This window comes from Micromonospora sp. C97, from assembly GCF_018070385.1.
In the GTDB taxonomy this organism is placed as follows: domain Bacteria; phylum Actinomycetota; class Actinomycetes; order Mycobacteriales; family Micromonosporaceae; genus Micromonospora; species Micromonospora parva.
Window position 1 is genome coordinate 214,033 of the sequence record NZ_JAGPXU010000001.1, and the last position, 19,110, is coordinate 233,142.

At 71.8% G+C, this 19,110-nt stretch carries 14 protein-coding genes; 10 read left to right on the plus strand and 4 right to left on the minus strand.

Going from position 1 to position 19,110, the window contains the following annotated elements; genetic code table 11:
* Positions 1-204: 204 nt before the first annotated feature.
* From KBX26_RS00905 to KBX26_RS00935, 7 genes are all read left to right on the plus strand, one after another.
* Positions 205-1,464: an Hsp70 family protein gene (locus KBX26_RS00905; RefSeq protein WP_210864437.1), complete on the plus strand. Its 1,260-nt coding sequence runs from the start codon at positions 205-207 to the stop codon at positions 1,462-1,464.
* Between the two features lie 5 nt (positions 1,465-1,469).
* A complete protein-coding gene (locus KBX26_RS00910) occupies positions 1,470-4,034 on the plus strand; it encodes a LuxR C-terminal-related transcriptional regulator (protein ID WP_210864438.1) in 2,565 nt (854 codons plus the stop codon).
* Positions 4,031-5,977 carry a nitrate- and nitrite sensing domain-containing protein gene (locus tag KBX26_RS00915; RefSeq protein ID WP_210864439.1) on the plus strand — a complete coding sequence of 649 codons (1,947 nt, stop codon included), beginning with the start codon at positions 4,031-4,033 and terminating at the stop codon, positions 5,975-5,977. Before KBX26_RS00910 ends, KBX26_RS00915 begins: the two co-directional genes overlap by 4 nt.
* Complete coding sequence (locus KBX26_RS00920) at positions 5,974-6,423, plus strand: roadblock/LC7 domain-containing protein (protein ID WP_030330457.1); 450 nt, start codon at positions 5,974-5,976, stop codon at positions 6,421-6,423. The genes KBX26_RS00915 and KBX26_RS00920 overlap by 4 nt, the downstream gene beginning before the upstream one ends.
* Entirely contained in the window at positions 6,401-6,781 is a 381-nt protein-coding gene (locus tag KBX26_RS00925) for a DUF742 domain-containing protein (RefSeq protein WP_210864440.1), read from the plus strand. Before KBX26_RS00920 ends, KBX26_RS00925 begins: the two co-directional genes overlap by 23 nt.
* A gap of 74 nt (positions 6,782-6,855) precedes the next feature.
* Positions 6,856-7,590, plus strand: a complete 735-nt coding sequence (locus KBX26_RS00930) for a cellulose binding domain-containing protein (RefSeq protein ID WP_156057416.1) — start codon at positions 6,856-6,858, stop codon at positions 7,588-7,590.
* Between the two features lie 102 nt (positions 7,591-7,692).
* Positions 7,693-9,609: a glycerophosphodiester phosphodiesterase family protein gene (locus tag KBX26_RS00935; protein WP_210864441.1), complete on the plus strand. Its 1,917-nt coding sequence runs from the start codon at positions 7,693-7,695 to the stop codon at positions 9,607-9,609.
* A 47-nt stretch (positions 9,610-9,656) separates the two neighbouring features.
* Here KBX26_RS00935 and KBX26_RS00940 read toward each other — a convergent pair whose 3' ends face one another.
* From KBX26_RS00940 to KBX26_RS00950, 3 genes are all read right to left on the minus strand, one after another.
* Positions 9,657-10,253, minus strand: coding sequence for a hypothetical protein (locus KBX26_RS00940; protein WP_051708284.1), 597 nt, complete (start codon positions 10,251-10,253; stop codon positions 9,657-9,659).
* A 94-nt stretch (positions 10,254-10,347) separates the two neighbouring features.
* Positions 10,348-10,896 (minus strand): DUF4231 domain-containing protein, encoded by a 549-nt coding sequence (locus KBX26_RS00945; RefSeq protein WP_210860414.1) that lies wholly within the window; start codon positions 10,894-10,896, stop codon positions 10,348-10,350.
* Between the two features lies 1 nt (position 10,897).
* Positions 10,898-11,665, minus strand: coding sequence for a glycerophosphodiester phosphodiesterase family protein (locus tag KBX26_RS00950; RefSeq protein ID WP_210864442.1), 768 nt, complete (start codon positions 11,663-11,665; stop codon positions 10,898-10,900).
* A 103-nt stretch (positions 11,666-11,768) separates the two neighbouring features.
* Here KBX26_RS00950 and KBX26_RS00955 point away from each other — a divergent pair, with 103 nt between their 5' ends.
* Entirely contained in the window at positions 11,769-12,149 is a 381-nt protein-coding gene (locus tag KBX26_RS00955; protein ID WP_208648924.1) for a YccF domain-containing protein, read from the plus strand.
* Between the two features lie 153 nt (positions 12,150-12,302).
* Complete coding sequence (gene helR, locus KBX26_RS00960) at positions 12,303-14,459, plus strand: RNA polymerase recycling motor ATPase HelR (RefSeq protein WP_210864443.1); 2,157 nt, start codon at positions 12,303-12,305, stop codon at positions 14,457-14,459.
* A gap of 165 nt (positions 14,460-14,624) precedes the next feature.
* On the opposite strand, the gene KBX26_RS00965 is transcribed toward helR, so the two are convergent.
* On the minus strand, positions 14,625-16,706 hold the full coding sequence (locus tag KBX26_RS00965) for a PQQ-dependent sugar dehydrogenase (RefSeq protein WP_210860409.1): 2,082 nt from the start codon (positions 16,704-16,706) through the stop codon (positions 14,625-14,627).
* 410 nt (positions 16,707-17,116) lie between these two features.
* On the opposite strand from KBX26_RS00965, the gene KBX26_RS00970 reads away from it, so the two are divergent.
* Positions 17,117-19,084: a serine hydrolase gene (locus KBX26_RS00970; protein WP_210864444.1), complete on the plus strand. Its 1,968-nt coding sequence runs from the start codon at positions 17,117-17,119 to the stop codon at positions 19,082-19,084.
* The last annotated feature ends 26 nt before the right edge of the window (positions 19,085-19,110 follow it).

Sequence of the window (19,110 nt, forward strand, 5' to 3'; positions counted from 1 at the left end):
CGCATCCGGGCCGGTTGAACTAGGGGCTCCGCCACCTCGTACGTTAGGGGGACAGGGGGAAACCGTCCCGACGAGATTAGGGTCCCGACCAGGGACTGATCTCTGGTACGAACGTAGGAGCCCGCGGGGTTCGCCGGGGGTGCGTCGTCGGGCAGCCGGCGCCATCGCCACCGACCGGCCGACTCACGGGGAGAGACAGAGACGATGCCGTACGTCCTGGGGATAGACATCGGAAGCAGCAACACCGCCGCGGCCGTCGCACGACGACGCGGCGCGACCTGGACCCGCCCCGAGGCAGTCCCGCTCAGTGCCGTCTCACCTCTCATGCCCTCGGTGCTGTGCCTGGCGGAGGACGGTTCACTGCGGGTCGGTGAGCCGGCGACCGACGACGGCAGCCGCACCACCCGGGACTTCGTCCACCGGATCGGCGACGACGTGCCGGTGCTGCTCGGCGGCGAGCCGTGCGCGCCGCAGACGCTGACCGCCGAGTTGGCGGCGTGGGTGGTGGAGCGGGTGCACGCCCTGGAGGGCGGGGCGGCCGAGGCGATCGTGCTCAGCCACCCGGCCGGCTGGCGCCCCTACCGGCGGGAGGTGCTGCACCGGGCGTTGTCGGACCTCGGCCTGCGGCACGTGACACTGCTGCCCCGCACCGTCACGGTGGCCGAGAGCCACGCCGCTCGCGGGTTCGCGGGCAGCACGGCTGTGGTCTACGCCCTGGGCGGCAACAGCTTCGAGGCGGCCCTGGTGCGCCGCACCCCACGCGGCACGTACGAGACGTTCGGCACCCCGCAGGGTCTCGACTCGATCGGTGGCGCCGACTTCGACGAGGCGCTGGCCGAGCACGCTCGTACCGTGCTGGCCCGGGAGTTGGCAGCGACCGGACGTCGCGGGGCCCAGGCCGCGCTGCGCGGGCTGCGCGCGGAGTGCGACCGGGTCAAGCGGGTGCTGACCGTCGACCTCACAGCCGACGTGGTGCTGACCCTGCCCAACGGCCCGGCCCGGGTGCCGGTGACCCGGGCGCAGTTCGAGGCCATGATCCGCCCGACGGTGCAGGCCACCGTCGACCTGCTGCTGCGGGCCGTGCGCAGCGCCGACCTGACTGCGGCGCAGCTCGACGGCGTCCTGCTGGCCGGCGGCTCGACCCGGGTCCCGCTGGTGACCGAGCTGATCGGCGCGGCCCTGCCGGTGCCGGTCGAGGTGGAGCCGGACGCACAGTTGACCGCCGCCACCGGCGCCGCGATGGCCGCCTGTCAGGTGGTGTCGCCACGCCCCCGCCAGCCGGCGCCGGCCCGCGTCCCGGCCCCGGTCAGCGGTGCCGGGCGGGCCACCATCCCGGCACAACGCCGCCCTCAGCACACCGTTCCGGGCGATCCGCCACCGCGGCCCCCGGTCCGACTCCTCCCACTGGAACTGCCGAAGCCGTCCCGCCTGGCGCTGGCCCGCGCCCGGGGGCGCGAAGGATGACCCTGATGATCATGAATGACCTCGCCGTACCAGGACTGACAGTGGACAAGGGGTTGCAGGCCCTGTTGGACACCGTCGCCCAGAATCTGGTCGGCCCGCTCGCCGTCGGCATCGCCGGCCCGGCCGGCCACGGTAAGACAGCGCTCCTCGCCGAGCTGGAGCGCGTTCACCAGCGCGCCGGCATCGCCGTCCAGACGGCCGCACCGGAGCCGGGCGCGCCGGTCGACCCCGACACGGTGCTGCTGGTCGACGACGCGCACCTGCTCGACGACGCCCGGATCGGGGCTCTGCTGCGTCTGGTCGCCGGCCGTCGACACCGACTGGTGGTCGCCCACCGCCCGTGGCCGCGGTCGGCGGCGTTCAGCGAGCTGGTCGACGCCCTGCGACGCGACGGGCGGGCCGTGCTGCTCACGCCGTTCACCCGGGAGCAGACCGCCGCCCACCTCGCCGCCACACCCGAGCTGGGTCGCCCCGCCGACCTGGTCGACTTCGTCCACACGCAGACCGCCGGAGTCCCCCGGGACGTCGAGCGGCTGGCCCGAGGTCTGGCCGGCGCGGAGATTCGGACCGGCGCGATGGTCGACCCACCCCGGTCCGTCGTCCTTGAATTCGCCCCGGACCTGGACGTCCAGCCCACCGAGGTACGACGACTGCTGCTCGCCGTGGCCGCCGGCGGCACGCTGCCGGTCAGCATGCTCGGCGCGCTGCTCGGCCGGGACCCGGCCGGGGTCGACGAGCTGATCGCCACCACCAGGGCGGCCGGGCTGCTCGGCGCGGACGGCCGGCTCGCGCCGATCGTCCGGCGGGCCGTCGCCACGCTCAGCCCCACCACCGAGCGCACCGCCGTCTGGCGTCGGCTCACCGAGTTGCAGCTCGCCCGGGGCGGCGCCGTGCTGCCACTGGTCCGCTCCCTGCTCGCGGTCGGCGCGCTCGGTGACTGCCCGGCCGCGACGCTGGCCGCCGCCGCCGGCGAGGCGCTGGCCGACGAACCGGCGTTCGCCGCCGAGCTGTTCGCGGCGGCCACCGCCGCCGGACGACCGCCCAACGCCCAGCAGGCGCTCGCCGCCGCGCTCGCCGGTGACCTCGACGACGCGCTTCGGCTGGCGGACCGGCTGCTGGCCACGACCGCTCCCCCGGACCGCTCCGAGGCGGCCATGGTCGCCGCCACCGCACTGGCCCACCGTGGGCACGTCGGTCGCAGCGTCGAACTGTTCCGGTGGTCGGGCACCGCCTCGGCGAGGGCGTTCGCCATCGTCGGCGGGATCGCCACCGGCGACCCGGCCGCCGGCACCGAGTCACCGGCGGGTGACCCGGCTGGCGAACCACCCACTCTGCACGCCAGCGCCGCCCGACTGATGGCCGACGGCGTACGGGAGAGCGTGACCGGCCCACCGACCGCCGCGCTCTCCGCGCTCGTGCAGGCCGCCGCGCTGCTGGAGCCGGACGGCCGGGCGGTGCTCCTGCCGGACAGCCCGGCCGCCCTCGCCGCGTTGACCGCGATGCACTGCGGCGAGCTGGAGATCGCCGAGCGGGTGCTGCACCGCGCCCTGGCCGCCGGTGTCGGCGGCCCGCTGATGGCCCGCCGGCACCGGCTGTTGCAGGCCTGGATCCTGATGGTCCGTGGCGAGATCCACGCGGCCGGCGAGCGCCTCGCCACGGTGACCCTCGACGGGCGGCACCTGGAGTCGCGCGACCAGCTCTTCGCCGCCGCCATCCGGATGGGCATCGGCCGACGCAACAGTGACCTCGGGGCGCTCAAGCGGGGTTGGGGGCAGGCGCTGGAGGCCGTGGTGCGCCACCCCGTCGACCTGTTCACCCTGCTGCCGCTGGGTGAGCTGGCCATCGCGGGCGCGCGGCTGGGTGACCTGGCCCGGCTGGAGCCGTACCTGCAGCAGGGGCGTTCACTGCTCGACAGCCTCGGCAATCCACCACTGTGGAGTGTGCCGTTGCACTGGAGCGGCCTGCACGCCGCCATCCTGACCGGTGAGCCGACGGTCGCCGACGACCACGTCGCGGCGCTGCTCGCCGCCGCCGGCCACAGCCGGTACGCGGCAGTGGTCGCCGCCGCCGCGGAGAGCTGGGTGGAGGTGCTCCGGGGAGTCGTCGACCCGACCCGGGTGGAGGCCGCCGCCCGCGGGCTGCACGACACCGGGCTGTGTTGGGACGGCGCCCGCCTCGCCGGGCAGGCCGCCATCCGTACCGCCGACCGGCGGGCGATGACCACCCTGCTGGAGTGCGCCCGAGCGTTGCAGGGGCGGCCCTCCGGTGGGCCGGCCGGGCAGCCACCGCCGGCCGGTGCGAGCACGACACGGGTCGCCGGGCCCACCCAGCACGGGCTCAGCGACCGCGAGTACGAGGTCGCCGAGCTGGTGCTGGCCGGGTTGACCTACCGGGAGATCGGTGACCGGCTCTTCATCTCGGCCAAGACCGTCGAACACCACGTGGCGCGGATGCGTAACCGGTTGAACTGCGCCAACCGCACCGAACTGCTGGCCCTGCTGCGTACCCTGGTCGCCGACCGGGCCAGCGACACCGCCGGACAGCCGTGGCCGCAGCGGGCGGGCCGATGACCCACAGCGATGTCCGGCTGATCCGGACCAGGCTGGCCGTGCTGGCCGCCGTGCTGATCACGCTCTGGTCGTACGCGGCCTACGTGTCCAGCCAGGACGCCGTCGACCTGCTGCGCGTCCGGGCGCTGGCGGACACGCTCGGACAGCCCATCGACCGTCTGATCCTGAGCCTGCAGACGGAACGCCGGATCACCGCCGAGACGATCGCCGGGGCGGGTGGGACGACGCCGGAGCTGGTCGGGGCTCGCGACGCCACCGACCGGGCCGCCGCCGAGATCCGCGAGTTCACCAAGGGGCGCGACCTTCGGCTGCTCACTGCCGGCGCGGTCCGCGACCGGGCCGGTGAGCTGGTCCGACGGCTCGACGGCCTCGGCACCACCCGGTCCCGGATGGACACCGGGCGACTCGGCCTGGCCGCGGCGATCGACGGGTACGACGAGGTCGTCGACGTCGCCTTCCGGGTGTACGGCCCGGAGTGGGGCGCGTACGAGAGCGGGTTGGCCGCCGACACCCGCGCGGTGATCGCGCTGGCCCGCGCCCGGGAGTTGCTGGCCCGGGAGGACACAGTGGTCAGCGCCGCCCTGACCGGCGCGCGACTCGGCGCCGACGAGCGGCGTCGGCTGACCGCCCTGGTCGGCGTCCAGCGGTACGCGAACGCCGAGGCCGCCGCCGGTCTGCCGTCCGACGGTCGGGCCGAGCAGCAGCGCCTCGCGACCAGCCCGGCGTTCACCGCTCTGCTCGCCCTGGAGGACCGGCTGCTGCTCCAGTCCGGCACCGGCAACGCCCTGGCCGGCGTCACCGTCGGGGATTGGCGGGCCGCGGCGGACACCACCCTGGGTGCGCTGCAGACCCTGGTGACGGGCACCGCCCGTAGCAGCGTCGAGCGGGCCACACCCGGTGCCGCGGTGCTGATCGCGCGGACCGGAGCCGTGGTGGGGCTCGGCCTGATCGTCGTGCTCGTGCTCCTGCTGAGCTGGGCGGGCACCATCCGGCGCCTGACTGAGGAGCTGACCGGGCCGAAGGCCGCCGCCCCGGCCCCCCAGGATCCGCCTGCGCCGCCGGGCGCCGCGCCGTCGGGGGGTGCCGCCGAGCGGGAGCTGTTCCTGGGGCTGACCCGACGCAACCAGGTCCTGCTGCGCGACCAGCTCAGCCTGCTGGACGGGATGCAACGTCGGGAGCGGTCCACCGAGGAGACCGGCGAGCTGTTTCAGCTCGACCACCTCACCACCCGGATCCGACGCAACGTGGAGAAACTGATCACGCTGGCCGGCGCGACACCCGCCCGCCGCTGGCGACGCCCGGTGCCACTGCTCGACGTGGCGCGCGGCGCGGTCGCCGAGGTGCCGGACTACCACCGCGTCCTGATCGCGCCGCACTGGCCGTGGTCGCTCGCGGGGCCGGCCGTCACGGACGTCATCCACCTGCTGGCGGAGCTGATCGAGAACGCGTTGGTCTTCTCCGGTGCGGACACCACCGTCCGGGTCAGCGGCGAGCACCGACCGCAGGGGTGCGCGGTCGTCGTCGTCGACGACGGGCCTGGCCTGGACGCCGCCACGCTGGCCGAGGCGAACCACCTGTTCGGCAACCCGCCACCCGACGGCCCGCCCGCCGGCCTCACCGGTTGGTACGCCGCCGCCGTCCTGGCCGGCCGCTGCGGCGCCCACGTCTCGCTGCGCCCCAGCCGGCGCGGCGGAACGGCCGCGATCGTGCTCCTACCCGCCCGGCTGGTCACGGTCACCGACACCGGCCGCGCACCGGCCGGCGCACCACCTGACACCCCGTACCCACCAGCCCGCACCGACACCGACCTGCCCGGCCCGAGCGGCGACGGGGCGTTGCCGACGCGGGTCCGCCAACCCGGGCCGACCGGCCCGGCACCCGGCAGGACCAGCCTCGACACTGTCGAGATGCCAGTCGCGAGAACAGCAAGGAGACATCAATGACGTCTGCAGTGGTCACCGAGGACGGCCTGACCGACGCCCTGAACAGCCTGGTCGACCGGGTGCACGGCGCGGAGTTCGCCGTGGTGCTCTCGCCGGACGGGCTGCCGCTCGGCGGCTCGCGGCGGGTGGGGGACAAACTGGCCGAACAGATCTCCGGCGTGGTCGCCGGCCTGATCGCGTTGGGGCTGGCCGCCACCCGCACCTGCGACGCGGGTCGGCTGCGCCAGGTCGTGGTGCAGATGTCGCGGGCGTTCCTGTTCATCGCCACCATCCCGAACGGGACCATCCTCACCGTGCGGATCGCCGGTGACGACGTCGAGGTCGGCGACATGGCGTACGAGGTGGCGCTCTTCGTGGGGCAGGCCGAACGGCACCTGCCGATCACTCTGGGGCCGGCCTCCTCGGTGACGATCGGGGACACTGGTGCGCACCAGCGGCGGCACTGACGAGGCGTGGTACGACGACGACGCGGGCCCGGTCGCCCGGCCGTACACGATGACCGGGGGGCGCACCGCGCCCGCACGCGGCCAGTTCGACCTGATCTCGCTGGTGGTCGCCCGGCCGGGGGTCACACCCCCCGCCCCGCTCTTCCCCGAACAGGCGCGGATCGTCGAGTTGTGTCACCATCCAGTGTCGGTGGCCGAGGTCGGTGCCGAGTTGGACCTTCCGCTGGGGACCGTCCGGGTGCTGCTCGGTGACCTGCTCGGGGCCGGGCTGATCGAGACGCACGAACCGCCGATGCTGTCGGAACTGCCGACCGAGGATCTGCTTGAGGCGATCCTCGTCGGGCTTCGCGCGCTGTGACCGGGCGGATGCCGCCCGGTACCGGGGCGGATCGTGGGCCCGTACCCGGCGACGAACTGAAGGAGAGACAGGCAGTGCCGGCAACACCACCCCAACCACGCCGTACCGTGGCGATCATCCTGCTGGACAAGGTCGTGGCCCTCGTCACTGCCGCACGGCGGGTGCTCACCGGTCGGGAGGACGTCTCGCGGGCCACCTGGTTGGCCGTCATCGCGGCGCTCGGGGTGCTGGTCGCGACGGCAGTGTCAGTGGTCGGGGTGCTGCGTACGCCGGAGAAGTTGACGCCGGTGACCCTCGACCCGCCGCCGTCCGTGCAGCAGGTGGGCGCCACGCCGTCCGATACGCCCCGGGCGCAGGCGCGACCGGCGCTCACCAGCCCGACGGTGCCCACTCCCCCGCCCACCTCGGCCTCCTCGGCCCCACCGACCGAGGCGTCGACCCGGCCCACCCCGACCGGCGCGAGCGCCGAACCCACCGCGGCGGCCCTGAGCGCCGACTTCGCCATCACTGACAACGCCCTGCTCAGCTATGGCGCGACGGTGACGATCAGCAATCCGGGCACGGTCGCGGCGCCGCAGTGGACGCTGGTGGTCACCCTGCCCCGCGAGTCGCTGAGGATCAGCGGGGTCGAGGGCGCACAGGCCAGCCACGACGGTGCCGTGTGGACGTTCGTGCCGGACAGCGACACCGCTCCGGTGCCCGGGAGCGCCTCGATCCAGGTGACGTTCCGGGTCAATGGTTCGTTGACGGGTTCCGCCCCCGAGGCGTGCACCATCGACGGGGTCGCCTGCGCCGGCCTGTCCGACTGAACGTGTCAGTGACGTCCCGATCGAGCGTGGTACACCCGACGTTCCGGCGGCAGCCACGCTTGATTGATCATTAGTTCGGGCACGCTTCGTACCGTCCCGACCATGACTGTCCTACCCGCATCACCGTCGCTTCGCCGCGCCGGGTCGCGCCTCGGTGCGCTGCGTACCCGGGTCGCTGCCGGCGTCGCCGCCCTCGCCGTCACCGGCGCGACCGTCGGGGTCGCCGTCGCGACCTCGTCGCCCGCCACCGCCGAGCCCGGCCACGTGGTCGTCTCGGAGAACTTCTCGACCGGGTCACTGCCCGCCGGTTGGAACGCGGTCGACGGCACCTGGAAGGTCGAGAACGGCCGACTGTACGGAACCTCGGCCAGCGCCAGCGCGAACAACAAGATCACGTTTGGTCGGCACCTGAACGACTTCCGCCTCGAGGCGACCATGCGCTTCGAGTCGGTCTCGGCCGCCACCCGCTGGGCCTCGCTCGGCATCGACGTCCCCGCCAACGGCGCCACCCCCTGGTGGATCGCCACCATGCGCAGCGGCACCACCGCCGCCAACGGGCTGGAATTCGCCCAGCGGACCACTGCCGACGCCTGGGTGGTGACGAACACCGCCTCCGCCCCGTCCGCCGCCGGCACCGGCCGGGACGTCCGCGTCGCCGTCGAGGTGCACGGCAACCAGGCCCGCTGGATCTTCGACGGGCGGGAGGCGATGCGCACGAGCAGCCTCCAGCGCTCCGCCGACGGCGTCCAGGGGCTCTTCGTGAACGGCGCGACCGTGTCGTACGACGACGTCACGGTCACCGAGCTGGCGCCGAACGGCTACCTCCGCCCCGAGGGCAGCTCGCTCACCGTGATCGCCCACCGGGGCGCGTCCGCCGCCGCACCGGAGAACACCCTCGTCTCCCAGGAGATCGCCCGCAAGGGTGGCGCCGACTGGATCGAGAACGACGTCCAGCCGAGCAAGGACGGCATCCCGTTCATCCTGCACGACGGCACCGTCGACCGGACCACCGACGGCACCGGCAACATCCGGGACCTGACCGCCGCGCAGATCAAGGCACTCGACGCCGGTTCCTGGTTCGGCCCGCAGTACGTCGGCGAGCGGGTGCCCACCCTCGCCGAGCAGCTCGCCGACCTGCGGACCCGGGGCGGCAACCTGCTCGTGGAGATCAAGGGCAAGCACACCCGCGACGAGGTCGCCACGATCATCCAGGTGATCCGCGACGAGCAGATGATGGGCCGGGTCTTCATTCAGAGCTTCGAGGTCGACGCCCTGAGGTACACCTACGAGATCGCCCCCGAGCTACCACTCGGTCTGCTCCGCAGCACCCTCGACGCCGACCCGGTGGCGATCGCGAAGGAGCTGCACCTGACCGCGTACAACCCGGACGGCAACGCGCTGCTGGCCAAGCCGGAGGTCGTCGCCGCGCTGCACACCGCCGGGGTCGCCGTGATGGCCTGGACGATGGACTCGGCCGCGCTGTGGCAGCGGCTGGAGCGCATCGGCACCGACGCGGTCATCACCAACCGCACGGCCGAGTTGGTCGGCTGGAACGCGGCCTTCCTCCAGCGGCCCTCCGCCGACTCGACAGTGCAGATCACCTCGCCGGCCAACGGGGCCCGGCTGGACCGGGCGCAGTCCCCGGTGATCGCCGTCGCCGCGACCAACGCGGAAACCGTCACGGTCAAGCTGGACGGTAAGACGTCGGCCGCCGGGCGCACCCTCGACCTGGCCAAGCTGACCGCCGGCCGGCACACCCTCACCACGGAGGCCACCGGGCCCGCCGGCACCGCCACCGCGACCAGCACCTTCACCGTGACGGTGAGCCAGGCCGGCCTCGGCTACCTGATCCTCACCTCGGGCGCCGATCCGGCCGCCGTCACCGCGATGACCACCAAGCTGGCCCACGCCCAGTACGCCCAGCTGGCCAGCTACGTCGACCGGCAGGCCGGCAAGCAGGTGCCGGCCGAGGTCGCCAGCGTCATCGCCGCCGACGCCCGCACCCTCGCCCTGAAGTGACGGTTCGCCGGGTGGCGCTGGTCCGAGGCCAGCGCCACCCGGCGCCCTCAGCGGACGGCGACGGGCGACTCGGCCCGCTCGCCCCGCTGCCGGAGAAGCGGCAGCGCCGGCGCCAACGCCAGCGCCATGCACAGGCCGCCGATGGGAAGCAGGTCGAGATTGACCGCCGGTAGGACGATGCCGACGAGCAGCACCGGCACGCTCCACCACGGCAGCCGGCGTCGGGCGGCGAGCATGCCCACGAGAACGAGCAGGCCGAGGAAGAAGAGCTGGGGTACGACGTCGTAGAAGGCCACCTCCACGCCGGGGATGTCCTTGAAGCTCGCGCCGAGCCGGGACATCTCCGCCCGGTCGTCGGCCAGCAACCCCTCCACGATGTCCGCGCCGAACTGCACCATCGTCGCGACGAGGCCGACCAGTGTGCCGGCCACCACCCCGGTGCGCCACGCGGAGCGGGGCAGCAGGTGCGACAGCGCGAGCACACCCGGAACGAAGCACACCATGCCGGCGAGGGCGACCAGGTGGGCGGCCTGCCAGTCGAACCCGGGGCCGTACACCCCGTCGGATCTCCCCCACAGACGAACCAGGCCGTAGGTGGCGATGCCGACCGGTCCGGCGATCACGAAGAGCGCTGCGCGTTTCATGCCAGCCATCATGTGACCGCCGACGCCTGGCGACCTCCGGGTACGTCCCCCGGTTGGCCCTGGATGTCGTATCAGGTGTTTCACCGAGCCGTGGTCAGGGACCGAAGGGCTTGCCCGTCAGCGCGGATTCATCCGGGAAGGCCAACGAGCTGAAGAACTTCTCCGTCTCGGCACCGCGAATGCTTTCGATCTTCGCCAGCAGTTCCTCTGTCGCCGCGTAGGCGCGCTGCTCCCGCTCGGCCGGATCAGCTGTTGCCTCGGCGCGACCGAACGCGAGCCGCCAGTGGTTGCTCGCCTCGATGAGTGCGAAATGGGTACGTCGCAGCAGCGCCCACATCTGATCCCACTGATAAAAGGTGCGTAACGCGGTGGCCACGGCGATGACCACACCCGACACCGCTATTACCAGGTTCTTACCGGGGTAGCTGAAGCCGGCGAGCAGCGGCAGTGACGCACTGATGACGATGACCAGGATGCCGGTGAATCGGAACAGTCGACGGTGCCATTTGGCCCGCCAGTCGTATTGGTCCCTGAGCTTGTTGATGCTGTCTTCCGCCAACGCGCGGTAGACCTGCAACGGATCGCCGGGGGGCCCGTTCTGCGACTCGGCGAGCAACCCGCTCTGTCCTTGGTCAACAGACACGTCACGATGCTAGACGCTGCCCATGCGACGGTCTATAGCCCGAGAATACGATGTTGTCGGAGTATTGACGGGCAAACATCTCCCGTTCCGGTGATGCGACCGGCCAGGCAATCACCGGAACACCACGTCGACGCCACCACGCCGTCAGACCGGAAGGAAATGCGTCCACCTCGTAGGCCAGGAAATCGGGTCGGGTGACCAGATTGCTGACCATGCTGCGACCCACCATCCGGGTCAGTGGCCCGGCGGTACGCAGTAGCCCGCCGATGCGCCCCACCGGCACCCGCTGGCGCGGCGGCAGTTTGCGCACCGCGACCCGCAGCGCCGCCACGAGCAGCGGATCGAAGGATTCGACAGCGTACCGCCCGGGATAGTCGGCCGTCTGCCGCAGCACCTCCTCGACGAGATCGAAGTTGAGGGTGAGCGCCGGCCGTTTCAGCTCGATCAGCAGGGGCACCCGTCCGGCGACCCGTTCCAGCACCTCCGACAGCGTGGGGATGCGCTGGTCGGTGCCCTGCAACCGGAGTCGCTGCCGGTCGGCCGGGGTCAACTCCGCGGTGGCGATCTCCGCACCGGTGAGCGCCGCCAGGTCGTAGTCGTGGACGACGACGAGTTCGCCCGCGCGGGTGAGCTGCACGTCCAGTTCGCAGGCGTAGCCGGCGTCGGCGGCCGCCTCGAACGCCGCGAGGGAGTTCGCCGGTCGATTGTGGCCGGTCAGCCCGCGGTGTGCGATCGGGGTGTCGAGCAGCCAACCGTCATCGGGCGACACACGATCCTCCTGAGCTTCGCAGAACCGGGCTACCGCACGCCGTGCAGGGGTTGCGGGTACCTTACCGGGCGCCCGGGTGGTGAGCATGCTTCATGCTGGAGTGGTGATTCGATTCGTACTGAATGTGCTGTGGCTCGTCTTCGGCGGTGGCATCGTGCTGGCGGCCGGCTACGGCATCGCCGCGCTGATCTGCTTCGTCCTGGTCATCACCATCCCGTTCGGCGTCGCGTCGCTGCGCCTCGCGGTCTACTCGCTGTGGCCCTTCGGACGCACCCTGGTGCCCAAGCCGGGCGCGGGCGTCGGCTCCGGCCTGGCGAACATCCTCTGGGTGGTGCTGGCCGGGTGGTGGCTCGCGCTCTCCCACATCCTCGCCGGCATCGCCCTCTGCGTCACGATCATCGGGATTCCGTTCGGCATCGCCAACTTCAAGCTCGTTCCGGCCGCGTTCTGGCCGCTCGGCCGCGAGGTCGTCGACGCCCCGTGACGGCACTGCGCGTCGGTCGGCAACGAAAAACGGGAGACCCCTGGTCTCCCGCCACTTCTAACTTATAGCGCACTGGGGGGCTTGCGGCAAGACCCCGTTTATGACGCAGAATCGTCGGCCGAGGCTTGAATCTGCCGAAATGGACGTCATGACATGAATTCCTTGCCTACCTCCGTGTTCGCACTACCCGATCACCTCGCCCCCAAGGCCGACCCGGCGCTCATCGCCCAGGACGAGCGGCACTTCGCGGCCATGGCGCGGAACCTCGCGCAGCTGACCGCCGAGCTGTCCGACCGCCTGGACGCCGCGCGCCGGGCACCCGGCGGCAAGGGCCGCCAGGCCGTCGACCGGGACGAGGAGGTTCGTCGGCTGACCGCCCGTCTGCGCTCACTGAGCCGCTACGGGCTGGACCTGTGCCTCGGTCACCTGGTCGAGGCGGACAGTCCCGAGCCGGTCTATGTCGGACGTCGCGGCCTCACCGACAGCACCGGTCGACGGCTGCTGCTCGACTGGCGCTCACCCGCCGCCGAGCCGTTCTTCGGCGCGACCCACGCCAACCCGATGGGCCTGGCGAGCCGCCGCCGGTACCGCTGGACCCGCGGCCGGATCAGCGACTACTGGGACGAGGTGTTCACCCCGGACGGGTTGGTGGGGCACGCCGCCGCGCTCGACGACCAGTCCGCGTTCATCGCGAGCCTGGGCAGCGCCCGATCGGCCCGGATGCGTGACGTGCTCAGCACGATCCAGGCCGACCAGGACGCCATCATCCGGGCCGGGTCGGCCGGGGCCCTCGTGGTCGACGGCGGTCCGGGCACCGGGAAGACCGTCGTGGCCCTGCACCGGACCGCGTACCTGCTCTACTCCGACCCGCGCCTCGGTCAGCGCCGGGGTGGGGTGCTCTTCGTCGGGCCGCACCAGCCCTACCTGGCGTACGTCGGCGACGTCCTGCCCAGCCTGGGTGAGGAGGACGTGCAGACCTGCACGCTGCGCGACCTGGTCCCCGAGGGGGCGACGGCAACCGTCGAGGCCGACCCGGAGGTGGCCCGGCTGAAGTCCTCGGCCGAGCTGGTCCGGGCGATCGACGCGGCCGTCCGGTTCTACGAGGACCCGCCGGTCACCCCGATGACGATCACTGTCGGCGACTCCGACCTCCGGCTGAGCGCCGACGACTGGGCCGACGCGTTCCGGGCGCCGGGCCTGGGCACCCCGCACAACGAGGCGCGCGAAGAGATCTGGGAGGAACTGCTCGCCATCCTCACCGACAGGTACGACGGCGACGAACCGGACGACGTGCTGCGTGACTCGCTGCTGCGCAACCGGGACCTGCGGGCGACCGTCAACCGCGCCTGGCCGCTGCTCGACGCGGCCGATCTCGTGAGTGATCTGTGGTCGGTTCCCGCGTACCTGCGCACGTGCGCGCCGTGGCTCAGCCCGGCGGAGGTCCGCAAGCTGCAACGCGACGAACCCCGGGCGTGGACCGTGTCCGACCTGCCGCTGCTGGACGCGGCACGGCAGCGGCTCGGTGACGCGGAGAGGTCGGGGAGCACCCGTCGGCACGACCCGGCGGCAGCCGTCGAACGCGACCACATGGCCCGGGTCGTCGACGAACTGCTCGCCGCCGACACCTACGACGACGGCGAGGGCCTGCTGACGATGCTGCGCCAACCCGACCTGCGCGAGGTCCTGGTCGACGACTCCGGCCTGCCGGACGCTGAACCGGACCTGCTGGCCGGCCCGTTCGCGCACATCGTCGTCGACGAGGCACAGGAGCTGACCGACGCCCAGTGGCAGATGCTGCTGGCGCGGTGCCCGTCGCGCAGCTTCACCATCGTGGGCGACCGCGCCCAGGCCCGGCACGGGTTCACCGAGTCGTGGCAGGAACGCCTCAAGCGGGTCGGGTTCGACCGGATCACGGTGACCTCGCTGAACGTCAACTACCGCACCCCGGCGGAGGTCATGGCGCAGGCCGAGCCGGTCATCCGGGCCGTGCTCCCGGACGCGAACGTGCCGACCTCCATCCGGGGCAACGGGCTGCCCGTCGTCCACGGGTCCGTCGCCGACCTGCTGTCGATCCTCGACAGCTGGCTCGCCGCGCACGCCGAGGGGATCGCCTGCGTCATCGGTGACCCGACCTTCCCGCCCACGGACCGGGTCCGGTCACTGAGCCCGGAGCAGGCCAAGGGGCTGGAGTTCGACCTGGTCGTTCTCATCGACCCGGAGACGTTCGGCGCCGGCATCGAAGGGGCCGTCGACAGGTACGTCGCGATGACCCGGGCCACGCAGCAACTCGTGCTCCTGAGCAGCGGCTGAGGGCAGCCGGCCAGCGCGGTTTTCGGGGGGCGTCCGGGGCAGTTTCGGTTACGGCGGCCATACCACTGAGGCATATGCATGCCTCAGTGGTATGGCGCTCTTCCGCCACATCACCTGACCGATGTCGCTCGGTGCACCACGATCGCGTCTGCGGAGCCGTCGAACCTAGCCGCCCAGCGTGACGTGCATGATCTTCTCGTTGCTGTTGTTCGGGGTGCTGTCCTTGTCACCGACGTTGGTGGTGGTCAGCCACAGTCCCCCGTCGGGGGCCGGCTCCACCGTCCGCAACCGACCGTAGGTACCGCTGAAGTACGTCTGCACGTTCGTCAGGTTGCTGCCGCTGATCACCGCGCGGTACATCCGAGCACCTCGGGCACAGGCCACGTAGAGCGCGTCGCGCACGATCGTGATGCCGGAGCAGGACCCTTCGGCAGTCGGGTAGGTGCGCGCCGGTGCGATGAACCCGGCCGTACCGCAGGAGCCACTGGTGCCCTCACACGCCGGCCAGCCGTAGTTCCCGCCCTTGGTGATCAGGTTGGTCTCGTCCATGATCGAGTTGCCGAACTCCTGCTCCCACAGCCGGCCCTGCGAGTCGAACGCCAGCCCCTGGGGGTTGCGGTGGCCGTAGCTCCACACATAGTTGCCGAACGGGTTGTCCGAGGGAACGGTGCCGTCCGGGTTGAGCCGCAGGATCTTGCCTTCGAGGCTGGACCGGTCCTGGGCGTAGTTGCCGTTCTGTGCGTCGCCGGTGCTGGCGTACAGCTTGCCGTCCGGGCCGAACCGCAGCCGACCACCGTTGTGGTACTTGTTACGCCGAATACCGGTGAGGAGCACCTGCTCGCTCGCGGTGTTGAGGCGCCCGTTCTCCAACCTGATCCGGACGATGCGGTTGTCGCTCGGCGAGGTGTGCATGATGTACAGCCAACGGTCGCTGGAGTAGCTGGCCGAGATGGCGAGCCCTAGCAGGCCACCCTCACCGTCGGTGCTCTGCACGTTCGGCACCGTGCCCAGGTTGGTCTTGGCCCCGGTGGTCGGGTTGAGCTGGATGATGTCGTGCGCGTCGCGCCGGTTGTAGAGGACGCTGCCGTCCGGCAACGTCACCAGACCCCACGGGATGTCGGTGTCGGTGCTGACCTGCCGCACCCCGCACACCGGGTTGGCGCACGCCGCACCGGTGGTCACCGTAGCGGTGCCGCTACGCGACGAGGCGTTGTCCTGTGCGTCCCGAGCAACCACGTAGTACTGGTAGGAGGTGTTCGCCGTCAGACCACTGTCGGTGAACGTGGTCGCCGGCGGCGTGCCGGTGACCGTTCCCACCTTCACGCCAGCCCGGTAGATGTCGTACGCCCGAACCCCGATGTTGTCGGTCGACGCTGTCCAGCGCAGCGTCACCGTGGTGCCCGACGCGGTGCCGGTGAGCTGTTGCGGCGCCGTCGGCGGCTGGCTGTCGGCCTGACAGGGCGGCGGAGTGATCGACACCGTGGCACTGGCCTGCGACACGTTGCCGGCGGCATCGCGGGCGTTGACGTACAGGCCCCAGGTCGCCCCGGCGACCACCGTCAGATTGGTGGAGAGCGTCGTGCCACTCACCGACGTCATCAGCTGGCCGTCGTGGTAGACGTCGTAGAAGGCCACCGCGACGTTGTCCGTCGAGGCGTTCCAGGCGAACGTCACCGAGTTGCAGGTCAGGCCGCTCACCCGTGGGCTGCCTGGCGCCGTCGGCGGCTGGGCGTCGGCGCTGCCGAGAGACGTCGTCCACCGCTGGTTGGACTGGCCGTTGCAGGTCCAGAGGCCGACGGTGGTGCTGTTGGCGGTGCCCGCGCCGGTCACGTCCAGGCACAGGCCGGACTGGACGCCGACGATGGTCCCGGAGGTGTTGATCCGCCAGCGTTGGTTGGCCCCTCCGGTGCAGCTGTTGATCTGCAGCGCGGCCGGTGCGGTGGTGTCCTGGCCGACGACGTCCAGGCACATCGTCTCGTCGTAGACCCGCAGCTCGCCGCTTGAGGTGAAGGTCCACGCCTGGTTGGCCTGACCATTGCAGTCGTAGATGTTGATGCCGGCCCCGGCTGTTCTGACGTTGCCGACCACGTCCAGGCACCGACCGCTGGCCACACCGACGACGGTCGACGGCGCCGCGGCGGCCGCCGGCACACCAACGGCCAGGTTCAGCAGCGTTACCGCCGCCATCGCCACCGGCAACAGCCGCCGTCGTGGGCGGCTCGGGGTTCTCCACGCGATGACTCGCATCAGGCCTCCAGGGTCAGGGCATCGACCGGCCCACCCAGGCGACCAGGCGCCCGACCACGCCGAACAGACACATTGACTATCAAAGATGTGCTTGGCGCCCAAGTCAAACGATGTCCCTCGATCGAGGGCAAACCCGCAGATCGGGGCGACCGGAGCGGCAACGAGGGCGGTGCCGCCCCACCATCGGCGCAGCCGCCCCTCCTCCTCAGGTCGTAGGCGCAGTGCCGTCCTGCGCCAGATGGCGGGGGCCGATCCCTCGAACAGGCTTGTTCCATGGCTTCGGGTGACGCCGTACGGACCTGCTCCGGACACCCGTTAGCCAGGAAAGGCACTGGCAGACGATGCGATCACGTCCTCTTCCCGCCCCCGGCTCACCCCGGTCGGGGCGACCTTTCGTCCGGCTCGGCGCGGTGGTGGCGGCCACCGTCGTCATCGCCGTGAGCGTCGCCGGCTGCGGCGCACCGCAGCACAATCCCGCACCGCCCATCGCCGCTCCGGCGGCACCCGCGGCCAGCGGCGGGGCGGGTTCGGCTCTGACCGACACCGACGTCAACGCCTGGCTCGACGGCCTGCTGCCGGCGGCGCTGGACCGCACCGGCATCGCCGGCGCCACGATCGCCGTCGTGCACGACGGCAAGATCGTCACAACCCGGGGGTACGGGTACGCCGACACCGGTGCCGACGGTGACCCGGCCGTGCCGGTCGACCCGGACCGGCACCTGTTCCGGATGGGATCGGTGTCGAAGCTGGTCACCGCCACCGCCGTGCTGCAACTCGTACAGAGCGGGAAGCTCGACCTCGACGCCGACGTCGAGACGTACCTCGATTTCGACCTGCCGCGCCACTACGAGCGGGCCGTCACCCTGCGGCACCTGCTGACGCACACCGCCGGCTTCGAGGAGCGGATCGCCGGCCTCATCGGCACCGAGGGCGGCACCGTCGACCTGCGCAAGGCCCTGGCGACCGACCCGCCCGAGCAGATCTACGAGCCTGGCACCGTCCCCGCCTACTCCAACTACAGCAACGCCCTCGCCGGGTACATCGTCGAACGGGTCAGCGGGACGCGCTTCGAGGAGTACGTCCAGCGCAACATCCTGGACCGCGCGGGCATGCCGTCGTCGACCTTCGAGCAGCCCCTCCCGGCGGCGCTGCGCGACCGGATGTCCAACGGGTACGACACCTCCGCCGGGCCCGCCGCGCCGTTCGAGATCGTCGGCACGCCCCCGCCCGGTGCGTTGAGCGCCCCGGCGACGGACATGGCGCGATTCATGATCGCCCAGCTCGGCGAGCCGGTGGGCTTCGCGCCCCTGCTGGACAAACCCACCCGCGACCTGATGCAGCGGCCGGCACTCGACTCGACGGCGCTGGGCACGCTGGCCGACGGACCCCGGATGACCCTCGGCTTCTTCACCGAGGACCGTAACGGCCACCGGATCCTCGGCCACGGCGGCGACACCAAGTACTTCCACTCCCACCTGCAGATCTACCCCGACGACCGGGCCGGCATCTTCCTCTCCCTCAACAGCAACGGCTCCGGCGCGCTCGACAGCCAGGAGCTTCGCGAGTCGATCGTGAACGGCTTCGCCGACCGCTACTTCCCCGCCGGTGACGACCAGCCGGGAACCACTGTGGACCCGGAGACCACCGCCACGCACGCCGCGCTGGCGGCCGGCACGTACGAGTCATCACGGGCGATCCGGAGCAACTTCCTGACGGCGATCGGCCTGGTCGGTCGGACCACGGTCAGCGTCACCGACGGTAACCGGTTGCTGATGGTGCCGGGTCCGCTCTCCGACTCCCCCGCCCGCTACGAGGAGGTGGCGCCCTGGGTCTGGCGTGAGGTCGGCGGGCAGCGCACGATCGCCATGCGGGCGAGCGACGACCGGGTCGAGGCGATCAGTTTCGACTCCGCGTTCACATTGCTGCCCGTCGAGCCCGCCCGCGCCTCCGCGTTGGCTGTCCCGGTGCTGGCCGTGTCGACAGTCGTGCTGCTGCTCACCGTGCTGTCCTGGCCGGTCGGCGCGATCGTCCGCCGTCGACTGGGTCGCGCGCCCCGGGACCGGGCGGGGCGTACCGCGCGGATCCTGAGCCGCCTCGCCGTCGCCGGCACGCTGCTCGCGTTCGCCGGTTGGGTGCTGAGCATCATCAGCATCATGAGCCTGCAGGACGTTCCCGGTGGCGCCCTGCGCACCATCCAGGTGCTGCAGCTGATCGGCCTGCTCGGGGTGCTGCCCGCCACGGTCCGGCTGGTCGACGACGTGCGACGCCACGTCGGCTGGCGGCGGATCGTCGGCAGCGGGCTGACAGTGCTCGCGCTCGCCGCCGCGGGCTGGTTCGCCGTGGAGTTCCAGCTGCTCGCGCCTAGCATCTCCTACTGACCCGCCCGACCCGGGACGATCCGGAG